8 protein-coding genes are annotated in these 14,501 nt (G+C 55.5%); 5 read left to right on the top strand and 3 right to left on the bottom strand.

Going from position 1 to position 14,501, the window contains the following annotated elements:
• Nucleotides 1-74 precede the first annotated feature (74 nt).
• Nucleotides 75-5,756: a dockerin type I domain-containing protein gene (locus tag RSSM_RS26190; protein ID WP_008686871.1), complete on the bottom strand. Its 5,682-nt coding sequence runs from the start codon at nucleotides 5,754-5,756 to the stop codon at nucleotides 75-77.
• 384 nt (nucleotides 5,757-6,140) lie between these two features.
• Nucleotides 6,141-7,613: a sulfatase gene (locus RSSM_RS26185; protein WP_008686869.1), complete on the bottom strand. Its 1,473-nt coding sequence runs from the start codon at nucleotides 7,611-7,613 to the stop codon at nucleotides 6,141-6,143.
• Between the two features lie 432 nt (nucleotides 7,614-8,045).
• Here RSSM_RS26185 and RSSM_RS26180 point away from each other — a divergent pair, with 432 nt between their 5' ends.
• From RSSM_RS26180 to RSSM_RS26170, 3 genes are all read left to right on the top strand, one after another.
• Complete coding sequence (locus RSSM_RS26180) at nucleotides 8,046-8,897, top strand: DUF2314 domain-containing protein (RefSeq protein WP_008686864.1); 852 nt, start codon at nucleotides 8,046-8,048, stop codon at nucleotides 8,895-8,897.
• Between the two features lie 113 nt (nucleotides 8,898-9,010).
• Entirely contained in the window at nucleotides 9,011-10,981 is a 1,971-nt protein-coding gene (locus RSSM_RS26175) for a sulfatase-like hydrolase/transferase (protein ID WP_236621403.1), read from the top strand.
• A 218-nt stretch (nucleotides 10,982-11,199) separates the two neighbouring features.
• The gene (locus RSSM_RS26170; protein WP_236621402.1) at nucleotides 11,200-12,522 is read left to right on the top strand and encodes a redoxin domain-containing protein; all 1,323 of its coding nucleotides are present in this window, start codon (nucleotides 11,200-11,202) and stop codon (nucleotides 12,520-12,522) included.
• 38 nt (nucleotides 12,523-12,560) lie between these two features.
• Here the strand turns inward: RSSM_RS26170 and RSSM_RS26165 are convergent, their stop codons facing one another.
• Nucleotides 12,561-13,127 carry a hypothetical protein gene (locus RSSM_RS26165; RefSeq protein ID WP_008686858.1) on the bottom strand — a complete coding sequence of 189 codons (567 nt, stop codon included), beginning with the start codon at nucleotides 13,125-13,127 and terminating at the stop codon, nucleotides 12,561-12,563.
• A gap of 261 nt (nucleotides 13,128-13,388) precedes the next feature.
• Here RSSM_RS26165 and RSSM_RS26160 point away from each other — a divergent pair, with 261 nt between their 5' ends.
• On the top strand, nucleotides 13,389-14,300 hold the full coding sequence (locus RSSM_RS26160) for an alpha/beta fold hydrolase (protein WP_044303698.1): 912 nt from the start codon (nucleotides 13,389-13,391) through the stop codon (nucleotides 14,298-14,300).
• 41 nt (nucleotides 14,301-14,341) lie between these two features.
• The coding region (locus RSSM_RS35015; protein ID WP_390174071.1) for a triphosphoribosyl-dephospho-CoA synthase at nucleotides 14,342-14,501 on the top strand (160 nt) is incomplete at its 3' end.

The raw sequence follows: 14,501 nt of genomic DNA, 5'->3' as shown, positions 1-14,501 counted from the left end.
TCTGTCGAGTGGGCCTCGGTTGTCCCTATCCAACGACGGCCAACGCCTATCGAAGAATCGTCCTTCGGTGAAGACTAAAACTCGCCGCGGATTTGTGATGCGATTGCCAGGTCGACGCAGAGTGGATCGAGGGTGGTTTGGTCGGCTTTTATCGTCGGCGCGTTCTGTGTGATGACTCTTCGAGTTGACACTTCTGAACCTTGGACGTTCGCAGTTTGTTTTGCGGGCGCGATCCCGATGATTGTTTGTGGTTCGCTGACGAGCGATCGTGAGCTTGGATCGTTGCGGCTCACCACTTGAGAGCTGGCGGCAATGATAGTGGAATTGATTTCCGGTTCAGCGGATGGTTGGTCGTGGTACCACAGTTGGTTGATCACCTGTAATGCGTCAAGTGACGAGAAATGAGAGTCGCCGTTGACGTCGAGGTAGTAGCCTTCGGAACCGAGCCCTTGGATCGGTTCGTTGCCGGTACGGTTGAGGTGGTTAATGACAATCAGAGCATCCAATGCGGAGACACCACCGCTCCGATCAACGTCGAACGAGTTGACCGGGTTTTGATCGCCGAGTGAATTGTCCAATTCAATGACTCGTGTTCCGTTCGCGATACGGTGGATGATTTGTTCTCCATCGCTGTGCGGGGAGAGAACGTCCCAGGCCCCTGTCCACGTCAGGCGTGTTCCCGGTCCCACGATGATGCGAGAGGGAAGTGTGACGTCTGGATCATTCGCGATGGATGAGTTGACGGTAACGTGACCGAGATCATGTTCCAAGAGATTGAAGACTGATGGATTTCCCACGCGATCCGCTGCGGTCGCGAGCACAACGTCGGTACTGGACTCAGGCAATTCAAATTCGATCGTGTCGGCCGGGTTCGAAACAAGATGTTCCAAGATCCCGTCACGAATCGAAAATAGTGACATGGTGACCACTCCGGAACCGAGCCGATTGGTGTCGTCGCTGTCTTTCGCTACTGCGCGAATGACTATTTTGCCACCGACTTCTTCCGTGTCCATCGTGACTGACGGAGCAACCACATCGAGAGTTCGGATCTTCGCGATGTAGTCCACGTTCCAATTGGCCGCGATCGGATCTGCGTCATGACGGCTTCGTGGCCGAACAATCAACTGAGTACTCGTGGCGTCAGTGATGGTTCCCGTAAAAATGTTGCCGTTGTTAATGGGATCGTTGAGTGGGGCAACGACACCATAGGGCGTGGCGTTTGCCCAGGTCGTTGCGCGAACTTCTAACTGCACGACCGTGCCTTCGGGCACATGACTCAGGTCGTACATGTCGCTTTCGTAATCACCCGTCTGGGTCGACTCGGCCACATCGAAATGACCTGCAACGACCGCGGTTGTTCCTCGTGCCGATTCGGCAAAGTACGGGTAATCCGAATCGGGATGGTCGGATGTCGTCTGTCCTTCAGGCTGCGGCGTGACGTTCACCCAAACCTCATACAGACGATCGTCGGGGATTTCCGATGTGTTTGTCTTTAGCTGCAAATGGTACGTGCCATCGGATGGGATTCGGAACTGCTCGAACGCCCCGTTCTCGTCGTGATCGGGTTGCAACACGACGGGCGAGATGGATTCGCCGGTATGGCTGCTAACCTCGATCTCGATGAATGGTTCACCGGATCGACTGGGCGTCCAAACGGTAACCCGATCACCAGCGGCGGCGTCGATGCTCCAGAAGTCAACGTCGTCCTCTCGTTCCAGAGAACCGATACCACGAGTGAACCAGTCCGAACCCGGTGACTCGGGTTCCAAGTGGACCGCGCCTGCCGGTTCATCGTTTTCGTGACCTTCCCAGCGATACCCACGCGGCAATTCGCCGATTGAGAAGGTAGTGGAGAATCCTTCGCCTGCTCCGAGCGGGCTACCAAATCGCGATCGGAGCGTTCCAGGCAGATGCAGTTGGTACCTGCCTTCTTGCAAGACGTTTGCACCCGTGTCGAGGTGGAAATGGAGTGTGTCGTACTCGACATTACCTTCGGCGGCACTGAACTCATGCTGAAGATTGTACGAGTGATCGTCGTCAGTGCCAAACTCGCCGTCCGTCCCCGCGCCAATCAGCGTTGGTTCGAGGTTGATGGCGAGTTGTTCGTTGAGCGGGCGGCTAAAGGTGATATCAAACTCCGACAAACGGTAATCGGTATCGCCTTCATCGGATGGCAGGCCTCGAACATCGGTGACCGACAAAGGCTTGGCATCCCTAATGTCAACGTTTACCAAATACTGGCCGTCGATGCCTGTGCCCGTGTTGAGAGGGTCGGCCACGATTTTGATATCGTACTCGGTCGCGTCGGAGGACAATAGTCGATAAGTCCCATCGTTCTCCGGAGTCAACTCGGTGATATCGTAGTTTTCACGGAGAAAAATTCGTGGTTCGACGTTGCTCCATTCCGGTCGATCGATCGACAACCGTGTTTCCAAACCTTCGTCAATATTGTCGATGTGAAAAGCGTCCTGATCATCGACGAGAAGGGTTCCGGAAAAGGTTCCGAATAAATACCCTTCGGTGGTCTGTTGGAGGGCGAGGGTATCTGAAAAGTAAAACGAATCGTTTGACCGTTCACGCCGCTCTGTCTGCGCGTCTGCGACGGTGTCGACACGTAGTTGGTAGTTTTGTTGCGTGCGAAAATGATTAATGAGACCAAATTTCGAGATAACACGAATGTAATATTCCTCGTCGCTTGGAACGTCATAGTGTGCAACGACAAATTGCTCAGGCGCAAATGAGTATTCGGTTATGTCGTAGTTGGTTGCTTTTCCATTGGCGTCATGTATCTCAAAAGTGACACCGGCACCGTGCTCGGATTTTAGGGTTACACGTAGTGTCTCACCTGCGTGGGCTTCTACCCGCCACCAGTCCGAGTCATCGGATGTTTCGATTGCCCCCACGCCGAAAGGAAGCGTACGGGCAAAGCTCGTTCCGCCGGAATCCATCTCACGCGGCAAGAAAGTGGCCGTCTCTCTCGAATCGTTCTCGACACCTTCAAAAATTTGCGTCGTATCCAGAGCGTCGATCTCGAAGATAAATGCGTTGGGGGTTTCTGTGCCGAGAGCGTTCCCCGATAGATCGGTCGCGTCGGAGGTGACCGTCATTTGGAACTGACCGGATGGCAAAGGACCGTCAGGTATCACAAACTTGAATTCCTGCGAAACCGTGTCGCCCGCAAGTTCAACTTCGTAAATGCGATCGTCATCGGTGCCAAAAATGCCGTCGGCTCCAGATTCCCGAAGGTCGATTTCTTGACCGGTTAGCCGCATTCTTTCGCTGAAGGTCAAGCCGAACCAGCCAATGAATTCGTTTCCGACTTCCCCGTCGCGAGGCAGTTCGATCGTATCGAGCAGTAGCGGAGCGACATCATCTTCAATTTCCACGTCGAGAATGTACTGTCCGTGCAATCCCGTTCCGACATCTGCTCGAATGACCGCAAAGTACTCGGCGTCCTGCAGAACCTTTCCGTGAAAGACTTCTTCGGAAACATTGAGATCGAGAACGCGAGAGAAGCCTTGATAAAGATCGACGAACGGTTTCAGCATGCTCCAGCTTGGTAGGTTCGCACGCAGTTTGACCGTCGATCCTGCGTTGATCTGACCGAGTGGGAAGATATGCCCATTGGGGCCCGCCTGTCCGCTTAGAACGCTCGTTACAGAACCGGAGCGTGGGTTGGATAATTCATCAAACTGAATGAAGTCGCCTTTGTTATCAGAGGAATCGTCGATGAACGCCATCGGAATCGAAGTTGAAAGATCCAATGCGAGTTGGTACGGCGTGTTGTCATTCGTGCCGTGAATGCGGGTGACGCGTAAAAAGGAAGAGCCCGTAAGGGATAGATGCCGTGCGTCGAGTGACAGGTAATCCGAATTGGACTTTTGTCTTTGAGTGGCGAGAACGTTCTGATCCTTGTCGAGCAACTCCACCAAGTGCGGACGAGTGCTTGTTAGGCGAATCACCGCCATCGAGTCTGCAGGGGCTTCGAATGACCAATAGTCGACGTCTTCGGACGTCTCGACTAATCCGAGCCCAGTTTTTGTGTTGTGCAGCAGGCCAGCCTCGGCCGTGTCTGCAGTCAGCGGGATAGGAGTCGCCGTCGCAATCGAGTCGTTACTGACACCTTCGAAGATGTGTTTGGTCGAATCGAACGCGATTTCGAATGATTTGCTGAATCCCTCTCCGCCGGCAAGTGGGTTGCCAAATCGATCGGTGAGCCGGTCAGAAACGAACAGGTGGTAAAAACCGTTCGCGAGCGGACCGTCGGTGACTTGGATGTCCAATTGCGAAGTTTGGGACCACAGCACGAGTTCTGTTGAAACGTTGATCACTCGATCGTCGTCAGTGAACAACTCACCATCCTCACCCGCTTCCCGAAGGTCGACGATGCTATCCGATGCTTCGCATATTTGCGTTCGCTCACTCAGAGCGAGTTCTATTGTGGCAATGGGAGACGTCGCGACCAAATCGTGAGTCGGGATCCCTGAGGTGCCTGTGACTTGAGGTGCGGCTGAATCAGTGATCGTAACGTCCAGCACGTAGAGCCCGTCTGCACCCGAGATAGACTCAACCGGTTCCGTCCCGACACGAGGAAGCTCAACAACCGGCAAACTACTCCGCCACGACGGATAGTTGTCCATCATCCAATCACCGGATGCTGCGACCAACGCCGGCCCGTTGGAAAGCGGATGGCCATCTGCCCAGTTGGAAAAGGTGACATTCTGCCCGCTCGTCCACTGAAGCATTTCAGGGGAGGCTTGTTCGTCAAGGTTCAACCCGAGCCACAACTCTGCCCCAAATGACTCAACGAGCGATTGTTCTTCTTGGCTGTTGATGGCAAGGAGGTGCCCACCAAGATCTCGCGCGGCCTGATCGGCTGCAGTCCAGGTCTTTTGGTCGAGGCTAATGTAGCGACTGTCCCCAAGAATCGCTTCGTTGCGAACGCGTACTCGGTATTCGCCGGTGATCGTTGTGACGCCTTGAAAGTGCTCCCTCGCTGATTGCTGGTCAACGATGATGCCGCCTGGGCCGTCGACTTCGAGAATTGGAACAACGGTCCCGTCGGCCGGCATGCTAGCGAGCACATCGATTTCGGTTCCCGGCGCGAGAATTCCGAGCGAGAAGGAATCCATGTCTTCGGGATTCAGCCCGCTAGTGACCACGCCAGCGACGCTTGTCTGGAACACGCCTGGCGTCGCAGATAGCGAAGGTTCAGCAATACCGGTCTCAAACGGCAAATCTCCCTGTAGCACACGTAGTTGATAGTCGAACGGCGCAATGCCGTTCGACCTCGCTTCAATTTCGATGACGTAGCTTCCAGGCTCGGAAGCGAAGAGATCAACTACATCCTCCTGACGAAGCCAAGACGCAGAAGCAATCGAGTTGCCATTGCTATCGAACAGTTGCGCCGTGTAGTGATCCGCCGCGCCCCCCGTGTCGATGTACAGCGAGAGTTCGGTGGGGTTGTCGACATGAATGGAGAGGCGATCAACAAATCCATCTCGAAGACTTCCTTCGTAGCGTGCCACCGACAGATCGCGATCATCAAAGAGTGGCTCAAAGCTGAGTTCGGCGATCGGTTCCGGTAACGAATCCGTGAGATGGGCGTTGGGTTCACCACCGATCGATGCAGCGAGCAACCAACGAGCCTCCAATTTCTCGATTCGTGATCGTCGCAGTCGGTTGTTTGCGCCGCGTTGTCGGTGGTCGTTGGGGGAACCTTTTCGGTGCTGCTTCGACGCCCGCCTGAATAACATTCAATATTTCTTGTGCTTGAAAGTTTCTTGTGCTTGAAAGTTCGCGGGCACTTGAGGAAATAAATCCTCGAGAAATTTTTGAATGAGGTGCCCCTGTGCAGTGTGCCCTCGCGACATCCTTCGTGCCATGCCGATCGGCAATTGCCGGCGATGGATGTGACGTGAGAATATGAGAGAAACTGCTATCAACCGAGTGTAGTTCTGACCTCGCGTGTTTCCGAGGGCTACTTCATCGATTTATCGCAGACCGGGTGCGGCGTTTTGCGCTTTTGCGAAGTCGGCCCGCAAGTGGGAAACGTCCTGTTCGGGTGAATCGCTCCTGACACGCCGCGCGTTGATCGCACTGTTTGGCGGCAGACTTTCCGAATGCTACGTCACCGATTGCTACTTCACTTTTTCGAATGCTGGGTAAGCGAGTTGCATGTAGCTTGGGATCTCGATTTCGGTTTGCCAGTTGGTGAGATCGCGTTGAAGTTCTTCGAGTTTTTCAGGATAGTTGCTCGCGAGGTTCTGTTTTTCGTTGGGGTCATCTCGCAAATGAAACAGTTCGAAGCGGTGCTCTAGCCCATGGGGAGTCGGGTAACGTTCGACGAGTTTCCAGTCTCCCTTGCGAATTGCGGCACATGGGCCGAACTCACGATCGTTTTTGTATGTTGGGTAGTGGACCAATTCGCCATACCGCAGCCAGTGCAGTGACCGGGAAGGGAGCTTCGCTGATGGAGAACGAAGCAATGGTGTGATGTCCACCCCGTCCATCTTTGAGTTTTGTTCCCGCCGCCCTTCCGTCCCGACCATGCGGAGGATGGTTGGGTAGAGATCATGACCGACAACGGGTTCATTGCATCTTTCTCCACCTCGTGTGACGCCAGGCCATCGGATGAACAGGGGCACGCGAACGCCGCCTTCGTAGAGAGACGTTTTTCCCGATCGCAGCGGGTAGTTGGAGGTCACGCCTTTTCTAATTTCGCCACCGTTATCGCTGAAGAAAATTACAATCGTATTTTCGCTCAACGCCAGGTCGTCGATTGCTCGAAGCACCATTCCGACGCTGTCATCGAGATGTTCAACCAGTCCCGCATAGTTTGGGTTGCGTTGGTGTCCGTCTGGCTGGACCAACGATTTGTACTTGTCCACTTTTTCGGGCTTTGCCTGAATCGGCGTGTGCACCGCGTAGTGCCAAAGGTTGAGGAAGAAGGGCTTGTCAGAGGTTTTTTGTCTCTTGAGAAAGGCAACCGCTTCCTCTCCGAGACACTGTGTTAGGTGGTCGCCAGGACGGCGATCCTCCAAATCCGGAACCGCGCTTCTTTCGACGGCTTTGCCCTGCTTGCGTTTGTCGCGGAATGGGTAGAGGTAGCTGCCCGGGCAACAAAATTCGTTCGATGCAATCACCTCGTCGAAACCTTGCTCCTGCGGTCCCGTGACGCCTTTGGTGCCGACATGCCATTTCCCGATATGGCAGGTTGTGTAGCCGACATCACGCAGTGCTTCGGCGAGGGTATATTCTTCACTGACCAGAAAATCACCGCCGCCCGCCATGCTTCGCAAGCCGCCGTGGCCGACGATACCGAGTCGGGCAGGATTCTTGCCGCTCATGATGGCCGCGCGACTCGGCGAGCAGGTAGGAGACGAGTAGGCTTGGTCGAACCTGACGCTATCGACGGCCAAAGTGTCAATGTTTGGGGTTTGATAGAAATCGCTGCCGGTGCAGCCTAGATCGGAATAACCAAGATCATCAGCCAAGATGAATACAACGTTGGGGCGGTCGTTTGCGCCCGTGGCAACGGTTGACGACAACGTCATCACGATGGCACACAAGATTGGCAGCAAGACGTGTGGTGTTTGTCCGAGTCGGTTCATGATGTGGGGCCGAAGATTGTGTTGAAGTCTCGGTAGGGCGCGAGCCGTCGTTGGCCGAGCGGTGGGGGACGTTCTTTCGATGCGGGGGTGCGTGACGGCGAAGGTCCACACCGGGCATCGTTGCGGTAGCAGTCGTTGCTAGTGGCATTCGCTCGTCACGAGACTGACACGTGCGTTCCGCAACTAACTACTACCGCACGCCAGCATTTTGGACATTTTTTGCTCGCGTAGATGCTTCGCAGCCACGCCGAATCTCGCGATGGCAGGAATGAAATGAATGCTGAGCATCAATGATTGGAGAGCATCACCGCGACTGCGGGCGGATCGCCCATCCACGGGATCCAGCACCGTACAATGCGATTATCCGCCGTGTCGGTCCCTCCATGATTCCCTTTCGAATTCCCCCACATTCCAACCGAAAGCGTCATCCGCATGTCAAACGCAGAAAGCCCTGTTTTTATGTCACCGGGTGATGACCCTGAGATGGAGGCGGCGAGCAAGAAGGCCAGACAAACGTTCAAGTTTTTCTGGCGAGAGCTTGCTTGGGAAAGGCGTCGAATCATCCCCGGATTGGAGCTCGCCGCGGTCAAAGCCTCGCTGTCCGATCCTCCCGAAGTGCGAGCCGCCAATCCAGACGGTTTGGAGATGGAGCACATGTGGTTGATGGACGTGGACTTCAATGGGCGACATGTTGAGGGCACGCTGATCAACACGCCTCTCTCATTGAAGTCCTTTCAAGAGGGGCAGCGTGTGAAGATCACCGGCAAACAGCTCGGCGATTGGATGTACGTTTGCATGGGAGAAGTGTGTGGTGGCTTCACGATCGACCTGATGAGAAGTCGCATGGCAGCGGGAGAGCGTAAACAGCACGACCGTGCGTGGGGACACAACTTTGGCGACGTCGGCATCGTGCCATTGGTGCCGGAAAGCTACTTGAGTAACGATCCACCCAAGAAAAAAGGGTTCCTGTCTCGGTTCAAGAAGACGCCGCAGAAGCCGCAAGACTACGCAAAGGTTGCCGCCGCCGAGCACCCGATGTCGGTCAATATGCGAGAGTCGTTCGAGCAGACTTTGCAAGAAAACCCGTCGTTCCTCCAAGAAACCGATGACAAGGGATTCACGTTTCTGCACCAACTTTCCCTAGCCGGATCACTCGATGGCGTCGATGTGTGTTTGAAACATGGTGCGGACGCGGAAGCACCGGCGGCAAACGGAATGAAGCCATTCGACCTCGCCAAGTGTTTGGCATGGAGTCGTGTGATGAAACGGCTGCAACAAGCCTGACAACACCCATGTGTTTGAAACGCCTGGCTATCTTTTCGATTTGATTGACGCGTCATTCGCCACCAATGACAATGGGACGCCGTCTCCCCACCGAACCTCGTACGGACATACCTGTGAAGTTTCCTATCCGCGTTCTTGCCTTTCGCATTTTCGCCAATCCCACTTCGGTTCTACCAACGGCCTGCAAAGTGATCGCATTGCTTTGCGTGTTTCATTGTTTCATCGGATACGGTCTCGCCGTTGGTGCGGCACCAAACGCGGCGACCGACGGCGAGCCTGAGCCGGACCAGGCTTCCGTCAACCTGGAACGGCCGAACATCCTGTGGATCACCAGTGAGGACAACGGTGTTTCATGGATCAGTTGCTATGGAGGAACCAATGCTCGAACACCTGCAATCGACCAATTGGCAAAGGAAGGGTTTCGCTATACGCATTGTTTCGACAATGCCGCTGTCTGCGCGCCGACGCGATCATGTTGGATCACGGGGATGTACGGTGTTTCCAATGGCACTCAACCGATGCGAAGTCGCAACGAGATCCCGCATAACCAAATTCACTACTATCCCGACCTTTTAAAACAGGCGGGCTATCACACTTCGAATCCGGGGAAGACGGATTACAACATTGGCGGAAGACCCGACAAAGAATGTTGGGACTACGCAGGTGGAAAGAAGCAAACGCAGTACGGTTGGAAGCTCCGTCAACCAGGCCAGCCGTTTTTTGCTGTCATGAACATCAACGACAGTCATGAGAGCCGGGCTCACGGAAACGTTGAGAACACGAAACGCGATCCTGCGGAGATGAAGTTGTACGCGTACCATCCCGACCTGCCCGATGTTCGGAAGAACTATGCAAAGTATGCCGATGCGGTTGAGAGAATGGATCGCAAAGTGGGCGAGATCATCGCCGAGCTAAAACGGGACGGTTTGTATGACGACACGATTGTTGTCTACAACTCCGATCACGGTGGTGTGATGGCGCGAAGCAAACGTTTCCTTTATGCGAGCGGCGTGCATTGCCCGCTCGTGATTCGCATACCCGAGAAATGGAAACAGTTCTATCCCGCCGCTCGGCCGGGCACGACGGTCGACCGCCTAGTCAGTTTCGTTGACATGCCCAAAACATGGCTCAGTTTGGCGGGAGCCGAGATTCCCGACCAATTCCAAGGCCGAGTCTTTTTGGGGGACGGTGTCGAGTCGCCACTGAAGTATCACTTCGGATTCCGAGAACGTGCTGATGAACGACTCGACAACGTCCGTTTGATGAGGGATGCACGGTTCGCGTATCACAAAAACTACATGCCCTACGCACCCGCCGGGCAACACTTGGCCTACCTGTGGAAGGCACCACTGACGACGGCCTGGGAAAAGCATCACCGGGAAGGCAAAACCGACGAGATCACCGGGCGGTTCTTTCGACCACGGGTGTCCGAGGAGTTCTATGACAACGAATCGGATTTCGACAACGTTCATAATTTGATCAATGTCCCCGAGCATCAGGCGAAGATTGCCGAACTCAAGTCCGCGATGCGGGCCAAGCAACTCGAACTGCGAGACTCGGGTTTGATGCCGGAAAAAATGCGGGAACGTCGCGCCGCGGCCCACAACGTTACGCTGTACGAATTGGTGCGTGACGATTCGCTGTATCCGCTCGAACAGTACTTGGATATCGCTGACCTGGCCCTTGCTCGTGATGCGGCGAACCTAAACACGTTTGTGACCGGCATGTCGGATGGCGATGAAGTCGTGCGTTGGTGGTCGGTTGTCGGGCTCCACCTGCTCGGCGGCGATGCGGCAGAGGTAATCGACGTTCTCGAGCGAGCGTTGCAAGACGACGCACATGAAGTTCGCATGATGGCAGCCTGGACACTCGTTAACCTTGGACACCCCGACGATGCGATCGCCTGCCTCGATAGCCTGCTCTTCGAGGGAACAAACAACGAAACGATGCTGCACAATGTCATCGATTGGATGGGGGAACCGGCTTTGCCGCTCGTGAAGAAATACGTCGAAAACGGCGGGAACCGACAAGGACGCTACGGTATCGGAGTCTTAGGGCGTATCGCCAAACTCAATGGTTGGTGACCCCTTGTGGACGAATCAAGACCAGCCCTAACTTGCTGGTGGCCCGACGCTGATAGCGATCCTCACGGTTTGTCGTCAGAATGGACGTTTGCGTGTCGTTCGGGCCTGAAACGTATCGGGCCTGTGCCGCCTCATTGGGGTTCCGTGCGGCACGCGGAGCCTTTCTCGGCATTCGGACTCGTCCCTCATTCTGTAACACAAAGTTCAGGAACAATTTGATGAAGAAATTGTTGCTCGTGATCTCGTTCGCGATGGCTCTCGCCTTTCCTTGCCCAAACGCGATCTGTCGAGACACCGACGCGGGGGGAGGAGATCAGGATACGGCGACGCCAGCAAAGGTGGCGCCTGCTCCGATCAAGCCGGCCAAGATTAAGCCGGCCAAGATCAAAGCAGACAAAGCAGGTCTGGTGGCCGAGGAGGAAGAGTTTTCTCCCATGACGATCGGTTCACCCGCGCCGGCACTGGACATTGAGAATTGGATTCACGACGGCGAAGGGCGTTATCCCAAAGTCACGGAGTTCGAACCCGGCAAAGTCTACGTTGTCGAGTTCTGGGCAACGTGGTGTGGCCCGTGCATCGCGTCGATGCCTCACATTGTCGAATTGCAAAAAGCGTATGCCGATCGTGGTGTGCAGATCGTCAGCATCACTCGAGAAGACGTGGAAACGGTCGACGCGTTTCTGCAGCGTGAGGTCCGCCAAGGTTCGCGTCACACCGATGATCCTGAAGGTGAGGCCGGCGATAAAAATGAAGACGATGAGTCAGAAGAGGAACCGACTCCGCTGACCTACGGCGAACTGACGAAGGCATATTGCCTGACATCGGATCCCGACGGGTCGACCAACCGTGACTACATGAAAGCCGCCATGCAAAACGGTATTCCTTGCGCCTTCATCGTTGGCAAAGACGCAAAAATCGAATGGATCGGCCACCCGATGTCGATCGACGACGTACTGGAGCAAGTCGTCAGTGATCGCTGGGATCGTGAAACTTACCGGGAGGAGTTTGCCGCGAAGCAAGAATCGCGTGCGATTATCACTCAGTTGAGTAAGTTGTTGCGTTCGAAGAAAGAAGACGAGGCGATCGAACTGATTGACGACTACATCGCCAATGGAAAATCCGAGGCCTCCAAGACGCAGTTGAAATCGATCAAGCTCAGTTTGCTGATGACGAGAGCCAAGACCGCTCAATCTGCGGCGAATCGTGTCGCCACTGAGATGTTAGCGGACGAATCGTTGGACGCTTCAGGGGTGAATCAAATCGCTTGGTCCGTCTACGAACTGAGCCGCGACAGCCAAGCGAAGAAGAATAATGTTTTACAGATGGCGTTGAATGCCACGCAGGACGCGGTTTCCGATGCGGGTGCCAATGCCGTTTATCTGATGGATACGATCGCTCACTTGCAATACGAACTTGGTGACCTCGCGTCCGCTATTGAAACGCAGCGTGCCGCCGTTGAAGCGGCTACGCCCGAAGTTCGCTCTCGTTTGGCGAAGTATCTCGCGACGCTGGAGAAAGAGGCTGCGGGTGAAAGCCCTTAACGCCTGAATTGATTTGATTCCGGATGAAGGCGTGGGGGCTATTCGGAGGCGGCTTTGTCGGCGGCTGGTTGGATTGTGCCGAACAGGTGGCCGCCTTTGGCGTCGTGCTGCCACGTACCGGCATACCGTCCGTCGTGAATCAGTACGCGTGAAGAGAACGTTCCCAGGCCTGGGATCCAAGCTCCGTCGAGCGTGATCACGGGAGTCGACCCGGACCAGAGGATTTTTAAGTCCATCGGAAATTCGCCGTCAACGTCGCCGTACCGGATTTTGACCTTGAGCCGGTACATGTCTTTTTCGGCCAGCGGTTCGCACGAAGCGATCGTGTAGGACTCTGGCTTCGGGGCCGCGTCGGGTTTGCCGTCGACCGTGAATTGGCCTGTGAAGGTTGCTCCGGAAAGGTAAGCCGCCAACCGAGCTTCGCGTCCGGTCGGGGAGGAATCGCCGGCGCTCATTTCGGTTGGCTGACCGGCGGGCGGGGCCGTCTGCGTCGGTGTGGCGGGAGGTTGGGCGTGAGCGGATGGGGCACATGCACCGGCGGCGAGCAGGCACATAGCGGTGTGGATCGTCGCGGCCAGGACCATGTTCGCGGTACGAAGTTTCATCACGTCGCCTTGGTAGTTGAGGGAAGAACGGGATAGGGGGGCCAAACGCGTTCGGGGCACCATTCATTATTGCAGACGTGTCGTCCGGCAGGTACGCGGGTTGCAGGTATGCGGGCGAATCGACAAACTTCGCGGTCGGCTCTCGGTTCCCGCGTGCGGTGCGTGTGGTTGTCGCTTCCCGGCGAGCCACGACAGACGCTTCACGTTTTGCTTTCTCTTACCCCCAACGAACCCTTGACGACGGAAACGAACGCACAGCATATGATCTCCGTCGCCGAGGATCTGTTCCCGCACCCGTCCGAGACACTGGTTATTGATGGGCATGCACTGCGTTACATCGACACCAAAGAGTCATCCGGCGAGGCTGGGCTGACGCTATTGTGCGTGCATGGGAACCCGACGTGGAGCTTTTATTACCGGAAGGCGATTGAGCGGTTTTCGCCGAGGTGCCGCGTTGTGGCGGTGGATCACATCGGGTGCGGACGCAGCGAAAAACCACCTGCCGACGAGTTCGCGTACACGATGGCCGCGCACCGAGATAACCTCGTCCGCGTGATCGATGAACTCGATTTGCAAAACATCGTCTTGCTCGCTCACGATTGGGGCGGAGCGATCGGTTTGTCGGCTGTCCATGAACGTCTCGATCGTGTGCGGGGAGTTGTGTTGCTCAACACGGCCGCGTTTCCTCCGCCGTACATGCCGCGCCGGATCGCGGCGTGTCGATGGCCGATTGTCGGGACTCCGGCGGTGCGTGGATTGAATCTGTTCGCTCGAGCGGCGATCACGATGGCAATGTCGCGAACGCGTTTATCCGATAACGCGGCGGCGGGTTTGCTCGCGCCGTACAACAGTTGGGAGAACCGTGTAGCGATCGATCGGTTCGTGCGTGACATTCCGTTGACGCCCGAACATCCGACGATGGCGACGTTGAGACAACTCGAGTCGGACCTGCCTGATTTTTCGAGCGTTCCGGTGCAACTGATTTGGGGGATGAAGGATTGGTGTTTCCGTCCGGAATGTTTACGACGGTTCGAGCAAGTGTGGCCTCATGCGTCGGTGAAGGAACTCGCCACGACAGGTCACTATGTGATTGAAGACAACCCTGAGGAAACGCTCGAAACGATGGAAACATTCCTGTCCCAGTTCGGCATCGCGGCGGCCCCAACGTCGTGAGCCGTCCGAGCGGTGAATTTTGCAGCAATCATGCGTGGAGGCTGCTCGCCTCATCGCTCTCTTCGCGCAGCGACGCGATCCGAATGGCGTGTGTGTTGGAGGCGACCGCACCGAAAGTCGGCAACGTGCATCCTGGGGCATGCTTCGATGATCTTACATATGCGGACTTTGTTGTCGCGGCGGGGATCACGGCCGATGCGA

This window comes from Aporhodopirellula sallentina SM41, assembly GCF_000346505.1.
GTDB classification, from domain to species: Bacteria; Planctomycetota; Planctomycetia; order Pirellulales; family Pirellulaceae; genus Rhodopirellula; species Rhodopirellula sallentina.
Note: the sequence above shows the minus strand (reverse complement) of the source record. Positions and strands in the feature narration are given on the sequence as shown.